This is a genomic window from Kribbella sindirgiensis, assembly GCF_004331435.1.
Taxonomy (GTDB): Bacteria; Actinomycetota; Actinomycetes; order Propionibacteriales; family Kribbellaceae; genus Kribbella; species Kribbella sindirgiensis.
On record NZ_SJKA01000012.1, the window covers coordinates 193,868 to 217,719 of the forward strand.

At 69.3% G+C, this 23,852-nt stretch carries 22 protein-coding genes and 1 pseudogene; 18 read left to right on the forward strand and 5 right to left on the reverse strand.

Annotated features, from left to right (window positions below; translation table 11 throughout):
* Positions 1-166: 166 nt before the first annotated feature.
* Positions 167-1,252, forward strand: coding sequence for a Gfo/Idh/MocA family protein (locus E0H50_RS29870; RefSeq protein ID WP_131293869.1), 1,086 nt, complete (start codon positions 167-169; stop codon positions 1,250-1,252).
* Here E0H50_RS29870 and E0H50_RS29875 read toward each other — a convergent pair.
* Positions 1,249-3,210: a HelD family protein gene (locus E0H50_RS29875; protein WP_131293870.1), complete on the reverse strand. Its 1,962-nt coding sequence runs from the start codon at positions 3,208-3,210 to the stop codon at positions 1,249-1,251. The two genes, E0H50_RS29870 and E0H50_RS29875, sit on opposite strands and share 4 nt — an antisense overlap.
* Positions 3,211-3,268: 58 nt before the next feature.
* Between E0H50_RS29875 and E0H50_RS29880 the strand changes: the two genes are divergently transcribed.
* From E0H50_RS29880 to E0H50_RS43990, 3 genes are all read left to right on the forward strand, one after another.
* The gene (locus E0H50_RS29880; protein WP_131293871.1) at positions 3,269-3,856 is read left to right on the forward strand and encodes a TetR/AcrR family transcriptional regulator; all 588 of its coding nucleotides are present in this window, start codon (positions 3,269-3,271) and stop codon (positions 3,854-3,856) included.
* A 14-nt stretch (positions 3,857-3,870) separates the two neighbouring features.
* Positions 3,871-4,308 (forward strand): type II 3-dehydroquinate dehydratase, encoded by a 438-nt coding sequence (gene aroQ / locus E0H50_RS29885; RefSeq protein WP_131293940.1) that lies wholly within the window; start codon positions 3,871-3,873, stop codon positions 4,306-4,308.
* A gap of 740 nt (positions 4,309-5,048) precedes the next feature.
* Positions 5,049-5,279 carry a response regulator transcription factor gene (locus E0H50_RS43990; RefSeq protein ID WP_238151391.1) on the forward strand — a complete coding sequence of 77 codons (231 nt, stop codon included), beginning with the start codon at positions 5,049-5,051 and terminating at the stop codon, positions 5,277-5,279.
* 78 nt (positions 5,280-5,357) lie between these two features.
* On the opposite strand, the pseudogene E0H50_RS29895 reads toward E0H50_RS43990, so the two are convergent.
* Positions 5,358-6,266: pseudogene (locus E0H50_RS29895) on the reverse strand (EamA family transporter); the annotation flags it as partial.
* Between E0H50_RS29895 and E0H50_RS29900 the strand changes: the two are divergent.
* Entirely contained in the window at positions 6,255-6,752 is a 498-nt protein-coding gene (locus E0H50_RS29900) for a MarR family winged helix-turn-helix transcriptional regulator (RefSeq protein ID WP_131293873.1), read from the forward strand. The pseudogene E0H50_RS29895 and the gene E0H50_RS29900 sit on opposite strands and share 12 nt — an antisense overlap.
* 6 nt (positions 6,753-6,758) lie before the next feature.
* Positions 6,759-7,910 (forward strand): methyltransferase, FxLD system, encoded by a 1,152-nt coding sequence (fxlM, locus tag E0H50_RS29905; protein WP_131293874.1) that lies wholly within the window; start codon positions 6,759-6,761, stop codon positions 7,908-7,910.
* On the opposite strand, the gene E0H50_RS29910 is transcribed toward fxlM, so the two are convergent.
* Complete coding sequence (locus E0H50_RS29910) at positions 7,888-8,613, reverse strand: hypothetical protein (protein WP_131293875.1); 726 nt, start codon at positions 8,611-8,613, stop codon at positions 7,888-7,890. The two genes, fxlM and E0H50_RS29910, sit on opposite strands and share 23 nt — an antisense overlap.
* A gap of 301 nt (positions 8,614-8,914) precedes the next feature.
* Here E0H50_RS29910 and efp point away from each other — a divergent pair, with 301 nt between their 5' ends.
* Positions 8,915-9,478 carry an elongation factor P gene (gene efp, locus E0H50_RS29915; protein ID WP_131293876.1) on the forward strand — a complete coding sequence of 188 codons (564 nt, stop codon included), beginning with the start codon at positions 8,915-8,917 and terminating at the stop codon, positions 9,476-9,478.
* Between the two features lie 35 nt (positions 9,479-9,513).
* Positions 9,514-9,924, forward strand: coding sequence for a transcription antitermination factor NusB (gene nusB / locus E0H50_RS29920; protein WP_131293877.1), 411 nt, complete (start codon positions 9,514-9,516; stop codon positions 9,922-9,924).
* 272 nt (positions 9,925-10,196) lie between these two features.
* Here the strand turns inward: nusB and bldD are convergent, their stop codons facing one another.
* On the reverse strand, positions 10,197-10,712 hold the full coding sequence (gene bldD, locus E0H50_RS29925; protein ID WP_130388461.1) for a transcriptional regulator BldD: 516 nt from the start codon (positions 10,710-10,712) through the stop codon (positions 10,197-10,199).
* Positions 10,713-10,918: 206 nt separating this feature from the next.
* Here bldD and pyrR point away from each other — a divergent pair, with 206 nt between their 5' ends.
* From pyrR to E0H50_RS29970, 9 genes are all read left to right on the forward strand, one after another.
* A complete protein-coding gene (pyrR, locus tag E0H50_RS29930) occupies positions 10,919-11,560 on the forward strand; it encodes a bifunctional pyr operon transcriptional regulator/uracil phosphoribosyltransferase PyrR (protein ID WP_131293878.1) in 642 nt (213 codons plus the stop codon).
* Positions 11,557-12,495 (forward strand): aspartate carbamoyltransferase catalytic subunit, encoded by a 939-nt coding sequence (locus E0H50_RS29935; protein WP_131293879.1) that lies wholly within the window; start codon positions 11,557-11,559, stop codon positions 12,493-12,495. The genes pyrR and E0H50_RS29935 overlap by 4 nt, the downstream gene beginning before the upstream one ends.
* A complete protein-coding gene (locus E0H50_RS29940) occupies positions 12,492-13,784 on the forward strand; it encodes a dihydroorotase (protein ID WP_131293880.1) in 1,293 nt (430 codons plus the stop codon). The genes E0H50_RS29935 and E0H50_RS29940 overlap by 4 nt, the downstream gene beginning before the upstream one ends.
* Positions 13,781-14,266: a PH-like domain-containing protein gene (locus tag E0H50_RS29945; protein ID WP_131293881.1), complete on the forward strand. Its 486-nt coding sequence runs from the start codon at positions 13,781-13,783 to the stop codon at positions 14,264-14,266. Before E0H50_RS29940 ends, E0H50_RS29945 begins: the two co-directional genes overlap by 4 nt.
* Positions 14,263-15,384 carry a glutamine-hydrolyzing carbamoyl-phosphate synthase small subunit gene (carA, locus tag E0H50_RS29950; RefSeq protein WP_131293882.1) on the forward strand — a complete coding sequence of 374 codons (1,122 nt, stop codon included), beginning with the start codon at positions 14,263-14,265 and terminating at the stop codon, positions 15,382-15,384. The genes E0H50_RS29945 and carA overlap by 4 nt, the downstream gene beginning before the upstream one ends.
* The gene (gene carB, locus E0H50_RS29955; RefSeq protein ID WP_131293883.1) at positions 15,384-18,686 is read left to right on the forward strand and encodes a carbamoyl-phosphate synthase large subunit; all 3,303 of its coding nucleotides are present in this window, start codon (positions 15,384-15,386) and stop codon (positions 18,684-18,686) included. Before carA ends, carB begins: the two co-directional genes overlap by 1 nt.
* Entirely contained in the window at positions 18,679-19,728 is a 1,050-nt protein-coding gene (locus E0H50_RS29960) for a quinone-dependent dihydroorotate dehydrogenase (protein ID WP_131293884.1), read from the forward strand. Before carB ends, E0H50_RS29960 begins: the two co-directional genes overlap by 8 nt.
* Before the next feature lie 23 nt (positions 19,729-19,751).
* Entirely contained in the window at positions 19,752-20,588 is an 837-nt protein-coding gene (gene pyrF / locus E0H50_RS29965) for an orotidine-5'-phosphate decarboxylase (RefSeq protein ID WP_131293941.1), read from the forward strand.
* A gap of 432 nt (positions 20,589-21,020) precedes the next feature.
* Positions 21,021-21,983 carry a DUF4037 domain-containing protein gene (locus E0H50_RS29970; RefSeq protein ID WP_131293885.1) on the forward strand — a complete coding sequence of 321 codons (963 nt, stop codon included), beginning with the start codon at positions 21,021-21,023 and terminating at the stop codon, positions 21,981-21,983.
* On the opposite strand, the gene E0H50_RS29975 is transcribed toward E0H50_RS29970, so the two are convergent.
* Positions 21,953-22,816, reverse strand: a complete 864-nt coding sequence (locus E0H50_RS29975) for a LysR family transcriptional regulator (protein WP_131293886.1) — start codon at positions 22,814-22,816, stop codon at positions 21,953-21,955. The genes E0H50_RS29970 and E0H50_RS29975 overlap by 31 nt on opposite strands.
* A gap of 69 nt (positions 22,817-22,885) precedes the next feature.
* On the opposite strand from E0H50_RS29975, the gene E0H50_RS29980 reads away from it, so the two are divergent.
* On the forward strand, positions 22,886-23,851 hold the full coding sequence (locus E0H50_RS29980; protein WP_238151362.1) for an EamA family transporter: 966 nt from the start codon (positions 22,886-22,888) through the stop codon (positions 23,849-23,851).
* Position 23,852: the final 1 nt, after the last annotated feature.

Below are 23,852 nucleotides of genomic sequence, written 5' to 3' on the forward strand. Positions count from 1 at the left end.
GGGCACCTGATATTTCCTGTTCCACGGACCCGCGCAGAGTGCGGCGCCCCCGCGTCCTGTGGTGCGGGTGTGGGGTGGCCGGATGTGGTCAGATGGTGGGCTTTGGGTTGTGGGATGGGGGTGGGACGCGGAGGATGCTGTGGATGCCTCGGAAAGGGCTTTCCAGATGACTGAGCGGAAGTACCGGATTGCGATCGTCGGGACCGGTGGGATCGCCGCCTCGCATGCGCGGGCCGTTGGGGCGTTGCCGGATCGGGCCGAGCTGGTCGCGGCGGTGGATGTCGACCTGGACCGGGCGAAGGAGTTCGCCGCCCAGTGGAACATCCCGGCGACGTACTCGAGCCTGACCGACCTGCTGGCCGCCGAGCAGATCGACCTGGTCCATCTGTGTACGCCGCCGAGCTCGCATGTCCCGTTGGCCGCCGAGTGCCTCGCCGCGGACGTCGACGTGTACATGGAGAAGCCCCCGACCCTCTCGCTCGACGAGTTCGACGCCCTGGTGGCTGCGGAGGAGAAGTCCGCGGCGCAGGTGGCGTGCGTGTTCCAGCATCGCTTCGGGTCCGGCGCGGTCCGGCTGCGTGAGCTCCTGGCCGACGGCGTCCTCGGACGTCCGTTGGTGGCCCTGTGCAACACGGTCTGGTACCGCGACGACGCGTACTTCGCGGTGCCCTGGCGTGGCACGTTCGACGTCGAGGGCGGCGGCCCGACGATGGGCCACGGGATCCACCAGTACGACCTGCTGCTGTCGATCCTCGGCCCGTGGGAGAAGGTGACCGCGCTCGCCGCCCGGCAGGCGCGGCCGACGCAGACCGAGGACGTGTCGATGGCGCTCGTGACGTTCGAGAACGGCGCGGTCGCGTCGGTCGTGAACTCGCTGGTGTCCGCGCGGCAGACCTCCCAGCTCCGCTTCGACTGCGAGAACGCGACCGTCGAACTGGAGCACCTGTACGGCTACAAGAACCCCGACTGGACCATCACGCCGGCTCCCGGCCACGAAGAGGTCGCCGCTGCCTGGTCGACCGATCTGCCAGATGTGGCGAGCGGTCACACCGCACAGCTCGCCGCGATCCTCGACGCCAAGGCCGCGGGTGCTCCCACTCCAGTCACCCTGGCCGAGGCCCGCAACACCCTCGAACTCGCCGCAGCCATCTACGCGTCTGCCTTCACTGACAAGCCGATCCGGCGCGGCGAGCTCGCCCACGGTACGCCGTACGCGCAACGCATGGGCGGCCCCGGAGCCCCCTGGAGTTAGAGCTCTGGCGGAAGGTCCCGGCTGTGCAGGATGTCCAGCCGGGACACCGCTCGGGTGAGCACGACGTACAGACGGTTGAGGCCGCGGGTCTCGGCAGCGACGATCTCGGCCGGCTCGAGTGCGATCACATGGTCGTACTCGAGCCCCTTCGCCAGGCTCGCCGGTACGACGGCCACCCGGCCGTCACCGTCCGCCGCGGAGGTCTCGATCCCGGCCGCCTTCAACGCGTCGCTCACCCCAGGCAGCTGGTGGTCGGCCGCGATCACACCTATCGAGCCCTCTTCTCGCAGTGCGCCCTGGACGCTGTCCACACAGGCGAACGCGAGGTCGTCGACGCGGGTGATGGTCAGCTCGCCGTCGGAGCGATAGGACGTGGTCGGCGGGACGGTGACGTCGAGCGCCGTCAGTAGGCGGTTCGCGAGCTCGACCACGGTCGCCGGGACGCGGTAGCCGGTGCTCAGCGCAACGATCTCCGCCGTCGGCTTCCCGAGATGGGCGAGCTGTGTCGTCCAATCGGTCGCCGCCCACGCCGACGTACCTTGCGCAAGATCGCCGAGCACCGTGATCGAGGTGTGCTCGCTCCGCCGCGCGATCGCCCGGCACTGCATGGGGGAGAGGTCCTGCGCCTCGTCCACGATCACATGGCCGTACGTCGGACAGCGCTCGAGCAACGCGCTCACCTCGTCGAGCAGTACGGCGTCCGCGGCCGTCCAGCGCGCGCTCTTCGCCTTGCGCGGGCGCGACCAGGCGATGGCTCGCTGCTCGTCCGCCGTGAGGATGCCCGCCTGACTGGGATCGCTCAGATAGTCCGCCAGCACCTCGTCGGCCTTGAGGAGCGGCCACACCTCCTCGACGTACGGCGTCACCGCCCGCGCCATCCGCCGCATCCAGACGCCGTTGCAGTTCTGTCCACGCGCCTCGGCCTGACGTTGCAACGCGGCGACCAGTCGAGCGATCACCCGCTCCCGTCCGGTCAGGTACGTGGTCGCCTCGGCCTCGGCGACCATCTCCGCGAACTCGTGCTGGTTGACCCGCCACTTGTACGACTCGTCGCTCACCACGACGGCCTGCTCCGGCTCACTGATCCGGCCGTACACCGCCTTTCGCAGCACGTCGGCCATGCGGGGGTCGTGCTTGACCGCGGCCGCCGTGGGATCGTCGACCGCACGTACCTCGCGGTCCAGCAGTTGCTCGATCGTGGTCTGCTCCACGTCCACTTCGCCGAGCGTCGGGAGTACGGCGGAGATGTAGTGCAGGAACGCCCGGTTCGGTCCGAGGACGAGGACGCCGTTGCGTTCGAGCCGCGAGCGGTGCGCGTAGAGCAGGTAGGCGGCGCGGTGCAGGCCGACCGCGGTCTTGCCGGTCCCCGGTGCGCCCTGGATGCAGACCGAGACGTCGAGGCCGGTCCGTACGAGCGTGTCCTGCTCGGGCTGGATCGTGGCGACGATGTCCCGCATCGGACCCACCCGGGCCCGCTCGATCTCCCGTCGTACGAGCTCGCCGGCCGACGACGGCGTACCGGTCCGGAGGTGTTCGTCCTCGAAGCTCGTCAGTGTGTTCCCCGACCAGCCGAAGCGGCGGCGGGTGTCGATCCCGCGCGGCTCGACGGCCGACGCCTGGTAGAACGTGGCCGACACCGGCGCGCGCCAGTCGATCACCAGCGGCGGGCGGCCGATCGCGTCCGAAATGTGCCGACGACCGAGGTAGTAGGTCTGCCCGCGGTGTTCGCCGGCTTCGGTGTCGCCGTACGCGATCACGCCGAAGAACGGCGGGTTGTCGCCCTCCTCGCCCATGTCCCGCGCCAGCGTCTTGAGGTAGTAGCCCAGCCGCTCGGCGGTGTACCGGTCGCCCCAGGTGTCCTCGCCGACGACCACGTTCTCGCGGGCGCCGGCGACCATCCGCCGCAGCGCCTCCCGGCAGCGGCCGGCGTACCCGCGTTCCTCGTCGAGATCCCGCATTCACCCTCCAGCAAAAAGATTAACTCGGTCAATCTTTTGCCTAGGTTAACATGACTCTGTGACCGGACTTCGCGAGCGGAAGAAGCAGCAGACGTACGACGCCCTGTCGGAGGCGGCGATCGCGCTGTTCCTGAAGCGCGGCTTCGACGAGGTATCGGTGACCGACATCGCCGAGGCGGCCAACGTCTCGAAGCCGACCCTGTTCAAGTACTTCCCGACCAAGCAGGACCTCGTCCTGCATCGGATCGCCGACCACCAGCACGAATCCGCCCGGGTCGTCGCGACGGCCGGAGTCCCGCCGGTCCGGGCGTTGCGTGAGCACTTCCTCGCCGGCCTCGTGTCCCGCGATCCGGTCACCGGCCTGAACGACCATCCGCAGGTCCTCGCCTACTACCGGCTCGTCTTCACCACGCCCGCGCTCACGACCCGGCTGCACCAGTTCATGGACGACGACGAGCGCGCTCTCGCGGCCGCGCTCGGAGGCGACCTCGCGGGTGAGCTCCTGGCCGCCCAGGCGGTGTCGGTCCAGCAGGTCCTGTCCCGCCGCAACTGGGAAGCCATCGACGCCGGTCAGCGCGCGGCGGACCGCTACCTGGACGCGGTGACCGAAGCCGAAACGGCCTTCGACGCCCTCCCGCTAGGGTGATGGCTGTGACGGATGTGAGCAGGCGGGTGCTGGTGCTGAACGGGCCGAACCTCGGGCGGCTGGGATCGCGGGAGCCGGAGAAGTACGGTACGACGACGTTCGCCGAGCTGGCCGGGGTGTGCGAGAAGACCGGCGCCGAGCTCGGGTTCGAGGTCGACGTCCGGCAGACCGACGACGAGGCCGAGCTGGTCGGCTGGCTGCACGAGGCCGCGGACGGCCGGACTCCCGTCGTCCTCAACCCGGCCGCGTTCACGCACTACTCGTACGCGCTGCGGGACGCGATCGCGCAGCGGACCGCTCCGTTGATCGAGATCCACCTGACCAACCCGGCCACCCGCGAGGAGTTCCGGCACACCAGCGTGGTCGCCGGGGTGGCGACCGGGACCATCGCCGGTTTCGGGCTCGACTCGTACCGGCTCGCGCTCCGCGCGCTCACCGCCCTCGATTCATAACCAATCTGCCCTTTCGGGCATCAGGTGGTTGTGGGCAGATTTCGCACCGCGACGCGGGCAGGTTTCACCGGCGGACGGCCAGGAGATCGGGGTGAGACGCCGGTGAAATGCCGGTGCCGCACTCTGGGCGTTGGATCGTGACGCCGGCTGTCGACGGCCCGATGGGGCCGACGGTCGGGCCGCACGATCGGGAGGAAATCGACGCATTGGGGGTTCGTGTGACTACGGATTCGATCCGTTCCGTTCAACAACGCTCTGGGGGAGTGACAAGAATGACGACACAACAGGTGGGACAACCGCTCGGTCAGCAGCACCGCATTCCGGTCTGGGTCAAGGCCCTCGACCCGCTGTCGCAGTTCGGGTTGGTGCACACGCTGCGCCAGCGGCCCGAGATCAGCCTGATCGGCGACGCCGACCTGGCGGCACAGTCGCCGTCACAGTCGGCCGGCCCGCGCACCGCCCCGCCAGTGGTCGCGTTGGTCGCCGTCGACTCGCTGGACGCAGGTGCTGTTCAGGTACTCCGGGCCGCGATGCAGCGGGGCTGCCGCCGGACCGTGCTGATCGGCAGCACGATCGACGACGAAGCGCTGATGACAGCGGTCGAGCTAGGGGTTTCCGGCGTACTTCGGCGTACCGAGGCGACCGGAGACCGGATCGTGCACCTGGTGCAGGCTGCTGCTGCAGGGGACGGCAGCCTGCCCCCGGACCTGCTGGGACGGCTGCTCGGGCAGGTGTCGCGGATGCAGCGGCATGTGCTGGCGCCGCGCGGCCTGTCCCACACCGGTCTGTCCGACCGGGAGACCCAGGTGCTGCGACTGGTCGCGGACGGCAAGGACACGCAGGAGATCGCCCGGGAGCTGTCCTACTCGGAGCGCACGGTCAAGAACGTCCTCCACGACGTCACCAGCCGCCTGCAACTCAGGAACCGCTCCCACGCCGTCGCCTATGCCCTGCGCGAGGGTCTGATCTGAGGCACTGAACCTGCGAGCTCGACGGGACTTGCTACGTCCTGGTGAGCTCGCAGGGCGGAGCTGTGCAAACACGAGGGCCGTCAGCACGATGAGGCCGCCGACCGCCTGGAGTGCAGTGAGGTGCTGGGCGAGGATCAGCCAGCCGACTGTGGTGGCTACTACCGGGCTCAGCAGGCCCAGGAACGTGACCTCGGTTGGGACGAGTTCCCGGAGGCCGCGGAACCACAGTGCGTACGCGACTGCTGAGCCGAACAGCGCCAAATACGCGTAGCCGGCGACGTTCCGCAGTGTGAAGTCCGGGAGGGCGCCCTCGACCAGGACGGTCACTGGTGGGAGCACCAGTCCACCGGCCACCAGTTGCCAACCGGTAGTGGCCAGGAGGGGAGCGGGTGATGTCCAGCGCTTGCTGAGTACGACGCCGAACGCCATGACGACCGCAGCGCCGGCAGCCGCGAGTACGCCCCACATGTCGAGGCGCGCGGTAGCCCGCAGTACCAGCAGGCCGACGCCGAACACGCCTGCCAGGGCGGTGAAAACGGTCCGCAGCGAGAGGCGCTGACGCAGCAGACCAGCTGACAGCAACGCGACCAGTAGCGGCTGGATCGCGCCGACCGTCGCCGCGACTCCACCTGGCAGCCGGTACGCACCGACGAACAGCAGTGCGTTGAAGGCGCCGATGTTGAGCGTGCCGAGGACCAGCGAGCGCCACCACCAGCTGCCGCGCGGCAGGACACGTGTGATCGCGACGAGCAGGAGGCCGGCCGGCAACGCCCGCAGGAGCGCGGCGAGCAGGGGGCGGTGGGGCGGGAGGAACTCCGTGGTCGCCACGTAGGTGGTGCCCCAGAGCATCGGCGCGATCGCCGTGGTCAGGAGGAGGGTGGAGCGTCGATTGCTTAGCACTAAGATAAAGTATCTCAGTGCTAAGAAACTTTCAAGTGTCTCACCGCTAAGCGATCTGGGCGCTAGGCTGGGTGAATGGCTGATCACGTCGACCTGGTGCTCGAGCAATGGCGGGCGCGGCGGCCCGACCTGGATCCGTCGCCGATGGGCGTCATCGGGCGGATGAGCCGCCTCGGTGCGCTGTTCGACGCCGAGCTGCGGCGGAACTTCGGCAAGCACGATCTGGACCGCGCGTCCTTCGACGTCCTCGCGACCCTGCGGCGCAGCAACGCCGAGCACAGCCTGACGCCCGCGGGCCTGATGCACTCCTCGATGGTCACGTCCGGGGCAATCAGCCAGCGTCTGGATCGGCTCGAGGCTCGCGGGCTGGTGACGCGGGCGCCGAGTGAGACCGACCGTCGCGGCGTGCTGGTGACCCTGACGCCCGCGGGTCTGGAGCTGATCGACAAGGTGCTGCCGACCCACGTCGACACCGAGGCGCAGCTGCTCGCCGGCCTGTCGGCGGACGAGCAGGACCAGCTGGCAGGTCTGCTGAGGACCTTGCTGGAGTCCCTCGGCGACAAGCGGGACTGACAGGTCATGACTGGTCTCAGCAGTGACCCGGCCTCGGCGGAGTCGCTGCGGACCGCTCTCGTTCGGCAGTTGGTAGCTGCCGGCACCATCCGCGACGAGCGGGTCGCGGCGGCGTTCGCGGCGGTGCCACGGCATGTGTTCGTCCCGCACGCTCCGCTCGACGTCGCGTACGCGGACGACGTCGTACCGATGAAGAAGAACCAGGGCGGTGCGGTGACCAGCTCGGTGTCGCAGCCGAGCATCGTCGCGCTGATGCTGCAGCAGGCCGCGATCAGGCCGGGGGACAGGGTCCTCGAGATCGGCTCCGGCGGGTACAACGCCGCGCTGCTGCGGGAGCTGGCCGGGGCGCATGGTGCGGTGACCTCGGTCGACATCGACCCGGACGTGACGGACCGGGCGCGCGAGTCGCTGGACGAGGCCGGGTACGGCGATGTGACCGTGGTGCGATCCGACGGCGCGTTCGGTGTCCCGGAGTGCGCACCGTACGACCGGATCGTGGTCACGGTGACCGCGTGGGACATCGCCGGCGCGTGGCTGCGGCAGCTCCGGCCGGGCGGGCGCATCGTCGTACCGCTGCGGATGCGCGGGCAGACGCGCGCGATCGCGTTCGACCTGGTCGGCGACCACTTGGAGAGCCGGTCCACGACGGCGTGCGGGTTCGTCAGCATGCAGGGAGTGGATGCGGACTACGAGCGGCGGATCCCACTGCAGGACGGCGGGCTGATCTTCGACGAGGACCAGGAGGGCGACCCGCATCCGCCGTACGACGTACTGACGTTGCCGGGTGTGCAGACGTGGTCCGGGGTCGAGGTGCATCGTGAGGAGCCTTTGCTCGACCTCTACCTGTGGCTGGCGAGCAGACTGCCCGGGTACTGCGTTCTGTCCGGTTCCGAGTGGCCGTGGGTGGCAGCTGTCGCTACGGAGGACAGCCTGGCGTACCTCGCGTCACGTAGCGGTCGCGACGACGTGCACGTAGAACTCGGCTGCAGCGGTCATGGTCCGCAGGCCGGTGAGCTGATCGACCACATGCTCGGCCAGGTGCAGAGCTGGCATCGCAGGGGTCCGGTGTTTCAGGTGCATGCCTCAGACGCTGTACTGCCGCAGGGCTTCCACATCGCCCGGCGGCACAGCTACATCACTGTGCGGTGGGCGGAGTAGCCCGCGGCGGGTTGCTGACGGTTTGCCACAGCTCCTCGATGTCGGAGCGATCCTCCGGCTCGGGCTCGTCGACCCAGCCGCTGGCCCACACGTTCTCGTCACGGTCGTTCACGTTGAAGATCGACTCCGCGAACGCCGCCGAACCGACGTACCGCTCCTCGTCTCCGCCGAACTCATCACGTACGTCGGCACTCTGCTGAGCCGCCGGCGGCGCGACCAGGGAGCGGGCGTACTTCTGCCCCTCCAGGATCCCCATCTCGCGCTCGTCGCTCAGCAACCGGATCGCCCCGACCTCGTTGCCCTTGTTCATCAGGTCCCGCACCCGCGCGTCCAGGTCCTGCTTCGGCGCCGGCAGGTTGTTCTGCTGCGGCCGATGCGCGGGCGGCTGGTACGGCCCCGGGTTGTACTGCACCGGAGGCTGGAACTGGACCGGCGGCTGGAACTGCGCGGGCGGCTGGAACTGCGCCGGAGCCTGGAACTGCGCGGGCGGCGGGTACGTCTGTGGCCCGCCGGGTCCGGCGGCCTGGGTGAACTGGCCCTGGAACTGGACCGGCTGGTTGCCGCCCTGCTGGGCCTGGATCTTCTCGATCAGCGCCTGCATCCGCGCGTTCGGCTGACCGTTGGCGCCGCCGGACTGCTGCCGGGCCTTGTTGATCAGGCCGACCACGATCATCACCACGACGAAGATCACGAACCCCGTCATCGCCGGCCTCCTGGCACCTCGGTAGCGGGTCTGGAGGCCAGCCTAACGGTCACCCAGGTTCGCGGAATCGGCGAAAGCGATAGTGACCGCTACAATTTGCTGTGAGAGTGCGTCCGAGGCCCCATCGCCTACTGCGCAGCACTCGGCACGGCACCTCGCCGCACGGGTGCAAAGGCCACGATGCTCCGCATCGAGACCTTCGCCCCCGCACGCCGATGCACCGCACCGAGCACCTGCTCGCTACGGCGCTGGGGCCTCGGACGCACTCTGACCGCTGATCGATTTCGAAGGGCATACCCGCGTGGCATCGACGAACGACCTCAAGAACGGCATGGTGCTCGACCTGGACGGACAGCTGTGGTCCGTCGTGTGGTTCCAGCATCACAAGCCGGGCAAGGGCGGCGCCATCGTCCGGACCAAGCTGAAGAACGTGCTGTCCGGCAAGGTGGTCGACAAGACCTTCAACGCCGATGTCAAGGTCGATGTGGCCACGGTCGACAAGCGCGACATGACGTACCTGTACAACGACGGCACGGCGTACGTGTTCATGGACAAGAGCACCTACGACCAGCTGCAGCTGACGCCCGAGGTGGTCGGCGACGCGGTGCACTTCCTGCTCGAGAACCAGGACGCCATCGTCGCGGTGCACGACGAGCTCCCGCTGTACGTCGAGCTTCCGGCCTCGGTCGAGCTCACCGTCGAGTACACCGAGCCCGGTCTGCAGGGCGACCGCTCCAGCGGCGGCACCAAGCCGGCCAAGCTGGAGACCGGTTACGACATCCAGGTCCCGCTCTTCCTGACCACCGGCGAGAAGGTCAAGGTCGACACCCGCACCGGGGACTACCTCGGCCGCGTCACCTCCTGAGCAGCGCAACCTCTAGGGAAAGTCGACAACAGAAGATGTCTGCCCGGAGCAAGGCCCGCAAGCGCGCCCTCGACGTGCTGTTCGAGTCGGAGGTCAGGGGGTTGCCGGTCGGTGGCACCCTGGCTGACCGGGTGGCCGACAACGACCCGCCGGTGAACGAGTTCACCGTGGCGCTGGTCGAAGGTGTCGCGAAGCACAGTGAGCAGATCGACGACCTGCTCGAGACCCACTCGGTGGGCTGGACGCTGGACCGGATGCCGGCTGTCGACCGGAACATCCTGCGGATCGGCGCCTACGAGCTCCTGTTCGACGACCAGGTCCCGGACGTGGTCGCGGTGAGCGAGGCGGTCGCGCTGGCGCGGGACCTGTCGACCGACGAGTCCCCGACGTTCGTCAACGGACTGCTGGCGAGACTGCTGCAGCTGAAGCCCACACTGGGCGTCTGAACGAGCTGCTGGTACGACGCTGCAGGGCAAGTCACTGCAGGGAGATGAGGGGGGCGAGCCCTCTCTGTGGCCCGGTAACCGTCTCGGTACGGTCCCGGGCCGCCGTTGCGTCCCCGTGCGCGGCCGGTGAGGTGGTACCTGCCGCTGGTACTGCTTCGTCCTGCCTCGGTCCTGCTCTGTTCGGTCTGTCTGAGGAAGGTGGGCGGCCGCGGGCCAGCTGCTACAAGCCCCGACCGTCTAGTACCTTCGCCAGATTGCTGCCTTCTCAGGCGTCAGGCGCCGGCGGCCTCGGACGATTCCTCGACGTCACCCTTCGCCTCCGGGTTCAGTACACCCCAGGAGATGAAGCGCTCGGTCAGCGTCGTCGGCGACTCGTCGTAGATCACCGCGAGCGTCCGCATGTCGTCCTGACGGATCGACAGCACCTTGCCGTTGTAGTCCCCACGCTGAGCCTGGATCGTGGCCGCGTACCGCGTCAGCGGACCGGCCTCGCTCGCGTCGAGGTGTTGCAGAGCCTCCAGGTCGAGGATCAACCGGGGAGGAGCGGCAGCCGCGGCCGCCGCGCTGGCGGATCCAGGAAGCAGCTCACGGATCGGCACGCCGTAGAAATCGGCGAGCTCCGCGAGCTTCTGGACCGTGACGGCTCGATCGCCGCGCTCGTACGAGCCGACGACAACCGCCTTCCAGCGACCCTTGGACTTCTCTTCCACGCCATGCAGCGACAAACCTTGCTGCTGGCGGATGGCACGTAGCTTGCCACCCAGTGTCTTCGCGTATTCGCTCGGCACGCTGGTTCTTCCCTCCGACTAGTTTCGTCATGTCCGGCCCGCAGGGAACGGGCCGGAAGGTGAAACCCCCCTCGATTACACAGAGTAACAATATTCTGGAGCGGAGGCCAGCGTCAAGACGGCGTGTCACATCCGATACCATGTCAAGCGGTCCGAACGTCCTTTAAAGACCCGTCCAGAGAGGCGGGAAAGGAGGAACGGTAGCGATGAGCCCTGCCCAGAGCGCAGAGCACCCCGAGACCGCGCAGCCGCCGAAACGCAGCAGCCGCGAGGTCCTCGACGCTTCCGACATTTCCCGGGCACTGACCCGGATCGCCCACGAGATCCTCGAGCGGAACCGCGGCGCCGACCCGGTCGTCCTGCTCGGCATCCCCAGCCGCGGCGTCCCGCTCGCGCAACGCGTCTCGGCCCGCATCCAGGCCGTTGAGGGGCAGAGCGTACCGACAGGGTCACTCGATGTGACCATGTACCGCGACGACATCGGCCTCAAACCACCCCGCGGGCTGGAACACACCGATATCCCCGCGGACGGGATCGACGGCAAGGTCGTCGTCCTCGTCGACGACGTGCTGTTCTCCGGCCGGACGATCCGCGCGGCCCTCGACGCGCTCGGAGACATCGGCCGCCCGCGCGCCGTCCAGCTCGCCGTCCTGGTCGACCGCGGCCACCGCGAGCTGCCGATCCGCGCCGACTACGTGGGCAAGAACCTGCCGACCTCCCTGGTCGAGCGGGTCACCGTCCACCTGACCGAGTTCGACGGCGAGGACGCCGTACTGATCGCCGACAGAGCAGCCGACAAAGCAGCTGACAAAGCAGCCGACAAGGCGCCGACGGGGGTGAAGGCATGAAGCACCTGCTGAGCGCCGCGGATCTGAACCGCGACGAGGCGCAGCTGATCCTCGACACCGCCGAGGAGATGCGGTCGCTGGCCGACCGCCCGATCAAGAAGCTGCCCGCGCTGCGCGGGCGGACCGTGGTGAACCTGTTCTTCGAGGACTCCACCCGGACCCGGATCTCGTTCGAGGCAGCGGCCAAGCGGCTGTCCGCGGACGTCATCAACTTCTCGGCGAAGGGCTCGAGCCTGAGCAAGGGCGAGAGCCTCAAGGACACCGCTCTGACCTTGCAGGCGATGGGCGCCGACGGCGTCGTCTGCCGGCACGGGTCGTCGGGTGCGCCGCACCTGCTGGCGAAGTCGGGCTGGATGACCGGGTCGGTGGTGAACGCCGGCGACGGGACCCACGAGCACCCGACCCAGGCGCTGCTCGACGCGTTCACGATGCGCCGGCACCTCGGCTCCCTGGAGGGCCGCCGGATCACGATCGTCGGCGACGTCCTGCACTCGCGGGTCGCGCGGTCGAACGTGCTGCTGCTCTCGACGCTCGGCGCCGAGGTGACCGTGGTCGCCCCGCCGACCCTGGTCCCGGTCGACATGACCCGGTGGCCGTGCGTCACGTCGTACGACTTCGACGCGGTGCTGCCGAAGAGCGACGCGGTGATGATGCTGCGGGTGCAGCGGGAGCGGATGAACGACGCGTTCTTCCCGAGCGCCCGCGAGTACACGCGGCGCTACGGCCTGGACAGAAACCGGATGGCGCAACTGCCCGACGAGGCGATCGTGCTGCACCCCGGGCCGATGAACCGCGGGATGGAGATCAGCGCCGAGGTCGCCGACTCCACCCGTTCGGTGATCGTCGAGCAGGTCACGAACGGCGTGGCGATCCGGATGGCCGTCCTGTACCTGCTGCTATCTGGAAGTAACGAGACCGAGGAGCACACAGCATGACCGCATATCTGATCACCGGCGCACGCATCGTGGGCGGTGACCAAGCGGACCTGCTGATCGACAACGGCGAGATCGTTGCCACCGGCACCGGCCTGGACGCGCCCGCCGACGCGCGGACGATCGACGCGACCGGGCTGGTCGCGCTGCCGGGTCTGGTGGACCTGCACACGCACCTGCGCGAGCCCGGCCGGGAGGACGCCGAGACCGTCTTCACCGGCACCCGCGCGGCCGCGAAGGGCGGGTTCACCGCGGTCTTCGCGATGGCCAACACCGACCCGGTCGCCGACACCGCCGGTGTGGTCGAGCAGGTCTGGCGCCTCGGCCGCGACGCGGGGTACGCCGACGTGTACCCGATCGGCGCGGTCACGGTCGGGCGAAAGGGCACGCAGCTCGCGGAGCTCGGCGCGATGGCGGACTCCGCCGCCCGGGTCCGGGTGTTCTCCGACGACGGCGACTGCGTGTGGGACGCCGCGCTGATGCGCCGCGCGCTGGAGTATGTGAAGGCGTTCGACGGTGTGATCGCCCAGCACGCGCAGGAGCCGCGGCTCACGCAGGGCGCGCAGATGAACGAGGGAGCGCTCTCCGGCGTTCTCGGCCTGACCGGCTGGCCGAGCGTCGCCGAGGAGGCGATCATCGCCCGGGACATCCTGCTGAACGCGCACGTCGGGTCGAAGCTGCACGTCTGCCACCTGTCCACCAAGGGCTCGGTGGAGATCGTCCGCGCGGCGAAGCGCCGCGGGCTCGAGGTGACCGCCGAGGTCACCCCGCACCACCTGCTGCTGACCGAGGAGCTGGCCGCCTCCTACAACCCGGTCTACAAGGTGAACCCGCCGCTGCGTACCAAGGAGGACGTCGAGGCGGTCCGCGAGGGCCTGGCCGACGGCACGATCGACATCGTCGCCACCGACCACGCGCCGCACCCCGTCGAGGACAAGGACTGCGAGTGGAGCGCGGCCGCGTTCGGTATGACCGGGCTCGAAACCGCGCTGAGCGTGGTCCAGCACGCGATGATCGACACCAAGCTGCTGACCTGGGCCGAGGTCGCCGACCGGATGAGCTACCGGCCGGCCGCGATCGGTCAGGCGGCCGAGCACGGCCGTCCGCTCGAGGCCGGCGCGCCGGCGAACGTGGTCCTGTACGACCCCAGGGTCGAGCGGACCGTCGTACCGGACGAGTCGGTGTCGCTGTCGCGGAACACGCCGTTCGAGGGGATGACGCTGCCGGGCAAGGTGGTGGCGACGTTCCTGCGCGGTACGCCGACCGTCCTGGACGGTGAGCTGACCAAGTGAGGGCCTTCTTAGGCGTTCTCGGCACGCTGCTGGTGCTGGCAGCGGGCTACTTCGGCATGTACCGGGGCTGGCGCAACCGCCAGTCCCGGCAGGCTGACCTGGCGCCCTTGCCCACGGCGCCGGAAACCACCATGCGCGGAGTCGAAGGCGTGTACGTCGCCACGACGAGCGCCGGCGACTGGATGGACCGGATCGCCGTGCACGAACTGGGCGTCCGCGCCGCCGCGGACCTGGCCGTCAGTGAGGCCGGCCTGATCTTCCACCGGCAGGGCGCGGCGGATGTCTTCATCCCCGCGGACCACCTCACCGGGGTCCGGACCGACCGTGGCATCGCCGGCAAGGTGACCGCGGAGAAGTCCGGCCTCGTCGTGGTCACCTGGACCCACGACGGACGTGAGCTCGACACCGGGTTCCGTCCACGTCGTAAGGCCGACACCGCCGCCCTGACCGCATCAATCTCGACCTTGATCGGAGCACTATGAGCCAGCCAGCGCTGCTCGTCCTCGAGGACGGCCGGGCGTTCGCCGGTACCTCGTACGGGGCCACCGGTGAGACCTTCGGCGAGGCGGTGTTCACCACCGGGATGACCGGATACCAGGAGACGCTGACCGACCCGTCGTACCACCGGCAGATCGTCACCCAGACCGCCCCGCACATCGGCAACACCGGGATCAACGACGAGGACGACGAGTCGCAGAAGATCTGGGTCGCCGGGTACGTCGTCCGCGACCCGGCCCGGGTGCCGTCGAACTGGCGCGCGAAGCGATCGCTCGACGACCAGTTGAAGGGTCAGCAGATCGTCGGGATCTCCGGGATCGACACCCGCGCGCTGACCCGGCACCTGCGGGAGCGCGGCGCGATGCGGGCCGGGATCTCCACCGAGATCCTGGACCCGGCCGAGTTGCTGCGGAAGGTCCTGGAGCAGCCGCCGATGGTCGGCGCGGACCTGGCCTCGGAGGTGACGACGTTCGAGCCGTACGTCGTTCCCGCCGAGGGGGAGAAGCGCTTCACGGTGGTCGCGCTCGACCTGGGGATCAAGACCATGACGCCGAAGCGGATGTCCGAGCGCGGCATCGAGGTGCACGTGATGCCCGCGACCACCTCGCTGGACGAGATCCTCGCGGTGAACCCGGACGGCATCTTCATGAGCAACGGCCCGGGTGACCCGGAGACCACCGAGCACCCGACCACGCTGTTGAAGGAACTGCTGCAGCGGGGGAAGCCGTACTTCGGAATCTGCTTCGGCAACCAGGTGTTCGGGCGGGCGCTCGGACTGGGCACGTTCAAGCTCAAGTACGGGCACCGCGGGATCAACCAGCCGGTGCTCGACCGGGCCACCGGCAAGGTGGAGATCACCGCGCAGAACCATGGCTTCGCAGTGGACGCGCCGATCGACGGCGCTCTGGAGACTCCGTACGGGACGGCCGAGGTCAGCCACGTCTCGCTCAACGACAACGTGGTCGAAGGGCTCAAGCTCACCGGCAAGGACGGGCGCCTGCTCGCCTTCTCGGTGCAGTACCACCCCGAGGCGGCGGCGGGTCCACACGACTCGGCGTACCTCTTCGACCGGTTCGTAGACCTCATGGAAGGGCGGAACTGATGCCGCGCAGGACAGACATCGATTCGGTCCTGGTGATCGGGTCCGGCCCGATCGTGATCGGGCAGGCCTGCGAGTTCGACTACTCCGGCACCCAGGCCTGCCGGGTGCTGCGCGAGGAGGGCTTCCGGGTCGTCCTGGTGAACTCGAACCCGGCGACGATCATGACCGACCCGGAGTTCGCCGACGCCACGTACGTCGAGCCGATCACCTCGGAGTATGTCGAGAAGGTGATCGAGAAGGAGCGCCCGAACGCGCTGCTCGCCACCCTCGGCGGCCAGACCGCGCTGAACGCGGCGATCGCCCTGCACGACAACGGCGTACTGGAGAAGTACGGCGTCGAGCTGATCGGCGCGTCCGTGGACGCGATCCAGCGCGGCGAGAACCGGGAGTCGTTCAAGCAGATCGTCGAGAAGCTGGGCGCGGAGGTCGCGCGCTCGCGCATCTGCCACACGCTCGACGACGTGATGGGCGCGGCCGACGCGCTCGGGTACCCGCTGGTGGTGCGGCCGTCGTTCACGATGGGCGGCGTCGGCAGCGGGATGGCGTACGACGAGGCGGACCTGCGCCGGATCGCCGGCGCCGGACTGCACGCCAGCCCGACCACCGAGGTGCTGATCGAGGAGTCGATCCTCGGGTGGAAGGAGTACGAGCTGGAGGTGATGCGCGACAAGGCCGACAACGTCGTGATCATCTGCTCGATCGAGAACGTCGACCCGATGGGCGTGCACACCGGCGACTCGATCACGGTCGCGCCGGCGATGACGCTGACCGACCGCGAGTACCAGGTGATGCGGGACCTCGCGATCGGCATCATCCGTGAGGTCGGCGTCGACACCGGTGGCTGCAACATCCAGTTCGCGGTGAACCCGGCCGACGGCCGGCTGATCGTCATCGAGATGAACCCGCGGGTGTCCCGCTCGTCCGCGCTGGCGTCGAAGGCGACCGGGTTCCCGATCGCGAAGATCGCCGCGAAGGTCGCGATCGGCTACACGCTGGACGAGATCCCGAACGACATCACCCGGCAGACGCCGGCCAGCTTCGAGCCGACGCTGGACTACGTGGTGGTGAAGGTGCCGCGGTTCGCGTTCGAGAAGTTCCCGGCCGCGGACGCCACCCTGACCACGCACATGAAGAGCGTCGGCGAGGCGATGGCGATCGGCCGGAACTACACCGAGGCGCTGCAGAAGGCGCTGCGGTCGCTGGAGAAGCCGGAGGCCCGGTTCTCCTGGGCCGGCCAGCCTGCCAGCGAGCTGGAGCCGTTGCTGGAAGCAATCAAGACGCCGCAGGACGGCCGGCTGCGGATCGTGATGGACGCGATCCGGGCGGGCGCCACGCCGGAGCAGATCTTCGACGCGACGAAGATCGACCCGTGGTTCGTGGACCAGCTGTACCTGATCCACGAGACCGCTCTCCAGGTCGCGGCCGCGCCGCGGCTGACGCCGGACGTGATCAAGCTGGCCAAGCGGCACGGGTTCTCCGACCTGCAGCTGGCCGAGATCCGCGGCCTCACCGAGGACGTCGTCCGCGGCGTCCGGCAGGCGCTCGGGATCCGGCCGGTCTACAAGACGGTCGACACCTGTGCGGCCGAGTTCAAGGCCGAGACGCCGTACCACTACTCGTCGTACGACGAGGAGTCCGAGGTCGCGCCCCGGACCGAGCCCGCGGTGCTGATCCTCGGCTCCGGGCCGAACCGGATCGGGCAGGGCATCGAGTTCGACTACTCCTGTGTGCACGCGTCGATGGCGCTGCGCGAGGCCGGCTACTGCACGATCATGGTGAACTGCAACCCGGAGACGGTCTCGACCGACTACGACACCTCCGACCGGCTGTACTTCGAGCCGCTCACCTGCGAGGACGTGCTCGAGATCGTGTACGCCGAGTTGCAGGCCGGACCGGTCGCGGGCGTGATCGTCCAGCTCGGCGGCCAGACGCCGCTCGGCCTGGCGCAGCGGCTCGCGGACGCCGGCGTACCGATCGTCGGGACGTCGCCCGAGGCGATCCACCTCGCGGAGGAGCGGGGCGCGTTCGGCAAGGTACTCGCGGACGCGAAGCTGCCGGCGCCGAAGCACGGGACGGCGCTGTCCGCCGAGGAGGCGCACGGGGTGGCCGAGGAGATCGGGTTCCCGGTGCTGGTGCGGCCGTCGTACGTGCTCGGCGGGCGCGGGATGGAGATCGTCTACAGCTCCGCCGAGTTGAGCGCGGCGCTGGAGCGGCTCGGCGGCGGTCAGGCGTTCGAGCACCCGGTGCTGATCGACCGGTTCCTCGACGACGCGGTCGAGATCGACGTCGACGGGCTGTTCGACGGCGAGGAGCTGTTCCTCGGCGGCGTGATGGAGCACATCGAGGAGGCCGGTGTGCACTCCGGCGACTCGTCCTGCGCGCTGCCGCCGATCACCCTCGGGAACGCGGACATCGAGAACATCCGTCGCTCCACCGAGGCGATCGCGCGCGGTGTCGGCGTCCGGGGCCTGCTGAACGTGCAGTACGCGCTCGCCGGTGACGTCCTCTACGTGCTGGAGGCGAACCCGCGGGCGTCCCGGACGGTACCGTTCGTGTCGAAGGCGACCGCGACACCGCTGGCCAAGGCCGCGGCCCGGGTGATGCTCGGGGCAACCATTTCCGAGCTGCGTGCCGAGGGCATGCTGCCGGCGACGGGAGACGGCGGGACGCTGCCGCCGACGACGCCGATCGCGGTCAAGGAGGCCGTGATGCCGTTCAACCGGTTCCGGACCATCGACGGCAGGTCGGTCGACACGGTCCTCGGGCCGGAGATGCGCTCCACCGGTGAGGTGATGGGCATCGACGACACATTCGGTACGGCGTTCGCGAAGTCGCAGGCCGGGGCGTCGCAGCCGCTGCCCGCGGATGGGAAGGTGTTCGTCTCGGTCGCGAACCGGGACAAGCGGCACATGATCTTCCCGGTCAAGCGGCTGGCCGATCTCGGGTTCCAGATCTACGCGACCGAAGGTACCGCGGACGTCCTGCGGCGCAACGGCGTCGAGGCGGTCACGGTCCGCAAGAGCAGCCAGGGCCCGGGCCCGAACGGCGAGCCGACGATCGTCCAGATGGTCCAGGACGGTGAGCTGAACCTGATCGTCAACACACCGATCGGGATCACCCAGGGCGGCTCGCCGCGGATCGACGGGTACGAGATCCGCAGCGCGGCGGTGGCGCGGAACATCCCGTGCATCACCACCGTGCAGGGCCTCGCGGCCGCGGTCCAGGGCATCGAGGCCCAGCGCACCGGCGACATCGGCGTCCGCTCCCTGCAGGACTGGGTCCCGAGGATTCGCGGTGTCTGAGCGGACGGCGTACGAGCGCTTCGTCCGGCCGGTCCTGTACCGGCTGGGCAAAGGCGACGCCGAGGTAGCGCACGAGCAAACGCTCCGCGCCCTTCAGTTCCTCGGCCGCATCCCAGGTGCGGCGGCGATCGGCGCCCGGGCCTTCGGCGGCCCGGGCCTCGCCCGCACCGTGTTCGGCGTCCGGTTCCCCTCACCCGTCGGGCTGGCGGCAGGCATGGACAAGAACGGGATCGCGCTGCGTGCGTGGCCGGCGATCGGGTTCGGCTTCGTCGAGGTCGGGACCGTGACGGCGCATCCGCAACCCGGCAACGAGAAGCCCCGCCTGTTCCGTCTCGTGGAGCACGAGGCGGTCATCAACCGGATGGGGTTCAACAACCTCGGCAGCGAAGCCCTGGCGGCGCGACTGGCGGCGTACGGCGATCTCGGCTACCCGCTCGGCATCTCGATCGGGAAGTCGAAGGTGACGCCGCTGGAGGACGCGGTCGAGGACTACGTGACCTCGCTGCGCCGCCTCTACCGGTACGGCGACTACTTCGCGGTCAACGTCTCCTCGCCGAACACGCCGGGGCTGCGCTCGCTCCAGGACGCCGGACACCTCCGCGAGTTGCTGACCGCGCTGCACGCCGAGGCCGCCGCGCTGACCGTTGCCGGACTGGCGCCGAAGCCGATCCTGGTGAAGATCGCGCCGGATCTGACCACGTCGGCGATCGACGAGCTGCTCCAGGTCTGCACCAGCACGGGCGTCGCCGGAATCATCGCCACCAACACGACGATCGACCGGGCGGGCGTCGCGGGACACCCGCTGGCGGGGGAGACCGGCGGCCTGTCCGGGCGGCCGCTCGCCGAGATCTCGGCGAAGGTCGTCGCGCACATCCACGCCGAGACCGGGGGAGCGCTCCCGGTGATCGGAGTCGGCGGGATCGTCGACCCGTCGGACGCGACCCGCCTCTTCGACGCGGGCGCCAGCCTGGTCCAGGTGTACAGCGGACTGATCTATCGCGGGCCGGGCCTGATCCGGCAGATCAACAGGAGATTGCCTTGAGCAACGAGACCTTCGGGAGCGACATGTCTGCGAAACCGTTCGGCGCCCGGTTGCGGGCCGCGATGGACACGCGCGGGCCGCTGTGCGTCGGCATCGACCCGCACGCGCACCTGCTCGACGCCTGGGGCCTGCCCGACACCGCGGAGGGCCTGGCGTCGTTCACGTACGGCGTGGTGGACGCGCTCGCCGACCGGGTCGCGGTGTTCAAGCCGCAGTCCGCGTTCTTCGAGCGCTTCGGGTCGGCCGGGGTCGCCGTTCTGGAGCAGGCGACGATCCGGCTGCGGGAGGCCGGGGCCCTGGTGATCATCGACGCGAAGCGCGGTGACATCGGTACGACGATGGCGGGGTACGCGTCGGCGTACCTGGCGGAGAAGGGGCCGCTGGCGTGCGATGCGCTGACGGTCAGTCCGTACCTCGGGTTCGGCTCGCTGCAGCCGGCGATCGACGAGGCCCGGGAGGCGGGGGCGGGGTTGTTCGTGCTCGCTCTCACCTCGAACCCGGAGGGCCCGCAGTTCCAGTCGGCCCGCACCGCCGCCGGCCCGACGGTGGCCGGCGCGGTCCTCGACGGTCTGCGGGCGCTGAACGCCGACGCCGACGGCCTCGGGTCCTTCGGTGCGGTCGTTGGGGCCACCATCAGTTCCACCGATGAGAACCTGGACATCAACGGCCCGCTGCTCGCACCCGGTCTCGGTGCCCAGGGCGGCACGGCCGAGGGTCTCGTCGAGGTCTTCGGGTCCGCGGTGCGCAACGTCGTACCGTCCAGCTCCCGGGAGATCCTCGGAGCCGGCCCCGACGCCACCGCCCTCCAGGACGCCGCCGCCCGCACGAACGACGCCTACCGCACGGTCCTGGGCTACTGACGCACAATCGGCTCAGGTGACGCAGGTGTGAGGTGGCTGGGTTGGGCGTCACCGGGTTGTGCTGCGGGTTTTGTGCAGGTCGACAGTACGTATACGTCCACTGTCCGGCGATCCCGCCTGCCGCCCGGTGCGAAGAGGCGGGTAGTAGAGGTATACGTACTGTCGAGCTGCCGTTTCGGCTGGCTGGCTGCCTGTGGGCTCGGCCAGCCGGTTGTCGGGGGGAGGGACACCTTCTGGGTGCTGCGGACAGGGAATATCAGGTGCTAGCCCACCAGAACCTGTTCCACGGCCTCGCAGTACACCCACACGTCGGACAGAAGAGCCGGATCACCACCTCTGTGCCACTCCTGAGACGCAGGTGGGCGGGGCCCGAGGCGGCCGACTCGTCCGGTCGGGCTGCGGCGTAAGGCCGGGTGTGCGATCTTCGTCGGCATGGGTTCGGGGTTGGAGTTGTGCCGGAGGTTCTACAGCGAGGTTGTCGGGCCGGTTGTCGGCGTGCCGCACAGTGCGGGGTTGCTGGGGCGTGGGTCGGAGGTGCTCGGGTTCGACGACGAGATGTCGACGGACCACAACTGCGAGGCCCGCGTCCTGTTGTTCGTCGAGGACGGTGTGGAGGTCCGGCCCGAGGTGCCCGGTGCCTTCGAGGGCCGGCCGGCGCTGGTGGAGGTACACACGCTGCGCGACTACTTCCTGGACCAGTTGGGTTTCGACGTCGACGGCACGCTGACACCCGAGGACTGGCTGACGTTCCCCGAGTCGATTCTGCGCCAGCACACGGCCGGTGGCGTGTTCCACGACGACGTCGGCCTCCAGGCGGTCCGCGATCGGCTTGCGTACTACCCGGACGACGTGTGGCGGTACCTGATGATCTCCGCCTGGTGGCGCGTGCATCCGGAGATGAATCTCGTCGGCCGCGTCGGGTACGTCGGCGACGAGCTCGGGTCGACGCTGGTCGGCGCACAGCTCGTCCAGGATCTGATGCAGTTGTGCTTCCTGCTGGAGCGCACCTACGCGCCGTACTCCAAGTGGTTCGGTACGGCGTTCGCTCGCCTCTCCTGTGGTCCGGCGATCGGCCCGCTGCTCCGCGACGTACTCCGCGCGGAAACCTGGCAAGAACGCGAGAGAGCGCTCTCTGCGGCTTACCGGGCCGTGGGGGAGCTGCACAACCGGCTCGCGATCACCGCGCCCGTCGAGCTCGGCGTGGAGCGGATGTGGGACCGGCCGTTCGAAGTCGTCTGGGGTGACTTCCCGGGAGCGCTGTCCGCCGCGATCCAGGACCCGAAGGTACGCCGGATCGCGGACCGCTGGCCCGTCGGCGGGATCGATCGCGTGCGCAACCTGCTGTGGAAGGCCCGCGATCGCCGTCACCTGCTTGGGCTGGTCGACTCCCGGTAGAGCGCGATCAGCAGATCGACGGCCGGCTGCGCCGCGGGATGTGGGTCCTCGCGATGCCAGATCAGGTGGACGTCGACCGGTGGCGCGTCCCGCAGCGGGCGGTACACCACCCCGTCCCGCCGGTACTGCGTCGTGGTCGCCTGGGGTGTCACGCCGACGCACCGGCCGGACGAGATCGCGGCCAGCCAGTCGTCGACGTCGTGGGTGAGCTCGATCTTCGGCCGCGCGTCCGCGGGCCACAGATCGACCGTGGTGCTCCCGGTACGGCGGTCGATGACGAGCGTGCGATCGCGCAGCTGATCGAGCGTGAGCGCTCTCTTACGTGCCAGCGGGTCGTCGGCGGGCAGAACGCCGTACCGCCGTTCCTGCGTCAGGAGCACGTGCCCGAAGCGCCGTACCTCGAGCTGACTGCGTACGACCGCGAGATCGCACAGTCCTTCGGCGAGCCCGCCGGTCGCGGTGTTGGTGCGGATCAGTTGCAGCTCGACACCGGGATGCTCGGCCGCCCACTGCCGCTGGAACTCCCGGGTGCGGCTCCCGAACGCCGACCACGCGTGACCGACCCGCAAACGGGTGTGGCCGCTCGTCGCCTCGGTCACGAGTTCGTCGATCTCCGCGAGGATGTGCCGCGCCCGCGCGAGCACCCGGACGCCGGCGGTGGTCGGGGTGAGCGAGCGACTGGTCCGGTGCAGCAGGCGGACGCCGAGTTCGCGTTCCAGGGCCAGCAGGTTGCGGGACACCGCGGCCTGTGAGATCCCCAGCTCGATCGCGGCGTCGGTGAAGGTACCCGAGTCGACGATCTCGACCAGGCACCGCAGCTGCCGGATATCCATGACTCCAGCGTATAGATCGGCTGCCCGGTGCATTTTGCGCCGGCCGGTGCCGGGCGGACGCTCGTGATCGTGAGGCGACAACGGTTGGTCGGTGTGGTGATGATGCTCGGGAGCGGGCTGTCGACGCAGGTCGGTGCGTCGGTGGCGGCGCTCGCGTTCCCGGTGATCGGTCCGGCGGGGGTGGTGGCGATCCGGCAGTGGGTCGCGGCGATCGTGCTGCTCGCGGTCGGGAGGCCGCGGCTGCGGTCGATCACGGCCCCGCAATGGCGCCTCGTCGTCGGGCTGGCGGCGGTCTTCGCCGTGATGAACCTGTCCCTGTACACCGCCATCGACCGGATCGGTCTGGGGCTGGCTGTCACGCTCGAGTTCCTGGGCCCGTTGGCCGTTGCGCTTCTGGGGTCACGGCGCGTGCTCGACCTGGTCTGCGCGCTGGTCGCCGCACCGGCCGTCGTCATGCTGGCGCGGCCGCAGGCAACAACTGACTACGTCGGGATCGGCCTCGGTCTGCTCGCGGCGCTGTGCTGGGCGTTCTACATCCTGCTCAACCGGAACGTCGGGCGAGAGTTGCCGGGCGCAACCGGTTCGGCCGCGGCGGCGGCGTTGTCGGGTCTCGCGTACGTCCCGATCGGCGTGGTCGTACTGCTGCATCATCCGCCGACGCTGGCCGCGGCGTCGTACGCGCTGGTGGCCGGTGTGCTGTCGTCCGCGGTTCCATTCCTCGTTGATCTATTGACGTTGCGCCGCGTCCCGGCGCAGTTCTTCGGCGTCTTCATGAGCGTGAATCCGGTCCTCGCGGCGTTCGTCGGGCTCGTCGTACTGCATGAGCAGTTGGCGGTGCTGGACTGGATCGCGATCCTCGTCATCGTTTCCGCGAACGCCGTGGCGATCTCCTTCGGAGGCGACGCGGTAGATCACAACCGGGTTCCAGTCGGCGGGTGCGATGTTGTTCACGGCGTGCCGGAGCTCGCGGTGACCCCGGCGTTCGGAAAGGTGTCGGCGGACGGGGAGCCACGGTCTTCCCGCGTGACACAGTGAA

Excerpts from the sequence above, each read along its gene's own strand:
- E0H50_RS29870 (WP_131293869.1), top strand. The coding sequence starts at position 167 with ATGACTGAGCGGAAGTACCGGATTGCGATCGTCGGGACCGGTGGGATC.
- E0H50_RS29875 (WP_131293870.1), bottom strand. The coding sequence starts at position 3,210 with ATGCGGGATCTCGACGAGGAACGCGGGTACGCCGGCCGCTGCCGGGAG.
- E0H50_RS43990 (WP_238151391.1), top strand. The coding sequence starts at position 5,049 with ATGCAGCGGCATGTGCTGGCGCCGCGCGGCCTGTCCCACACCGGTCTG.
- E0H50_RS29900 (WP_131293873.1), top strand. The coding sequence starts at position 6,255 with ATGGCTGATCACGTCGACCTGGTGCTCGAGCAATGGCGGGCGCGGCGG.
- fxlM (WP_131293874.1), top strand. The coding sequence starts at position 6,759 with ATGACTGGTCTCAGCAGTGACCCGGCCTCGGCGGAGTCGCTGCGGACC.
- E0H50_RS29910 (WP_131293875.1), bottom strand. The coding sequence starts at position 8,613 with ATGACGGGGTTCGTGATCTTCGTCGTGGTGATGATCGTGGTCGGCCTG.
- nusB (WP_131293877.1), top strand. The coding sequence starts at position 9,514 with ATGTCTGCCCGGAGCAAGGCCCGCAAGCGCGCCCTCGACGTGCTGTTC.
- pyrR (WP_131293878.1), top strand. The coding sequence starts at position 10,919 with ATGAGCCCTGCCCAGAGCGCAGAGCACCCCGAGACCGCGCAGCCGCCG.
- E0H50_RS29935 (WP_131293879.1), top strand. The coding sequence starts at position 11,557 with ATGAAGCACCTGCTGAGCGCCGCGGATCTGAACCGCGACGAGGCGCAG.
- E0H50_RS29940 (WP_131293880.1), top strand. The coding sequence starts at position 12,492 with ATGACCGCATATCTGATCACCGGCGCACGCATCGTGGGCGGTGACCAA.
- carA (WP_131293882.1), top strand. The coding sequence starts at position 14,263 with ATGAGCCAGCCAGCGCTGCTCGTCCTCGAGGACGGCCGGGCGTTCGCC.
- carB (WP_131293883.1), top strand. The coding sequence starts at position 15,384 with ATGCCGCGCAGGACAGACATCGATTCGGTCCTGGTGATCGGGTCCGGC.
- pyrF (WP_131293941.1), top strand. The coding sequence starts at position 19,752 with ATGTCTGCGAAACCGTTCGGCGCCCGGTTGCGGGCCGCGATGGACACG.
- E0H50_RS29970 (WP_131293885.1), top strand. The coding sequence starts at position 21,021 with ATGGGTTCGGGGTTGGAGTTGTGCCGGAGGTTCTACAGCGAGGTTGTC.
- E0H50_RS29975 (WP_131293886.1), bottom strand. The coding sequence starts at position 22,816 with ATGGATATCCGGCAGCTGCGGTGCCTGGTCGAGATCGTCGACTCGGGT.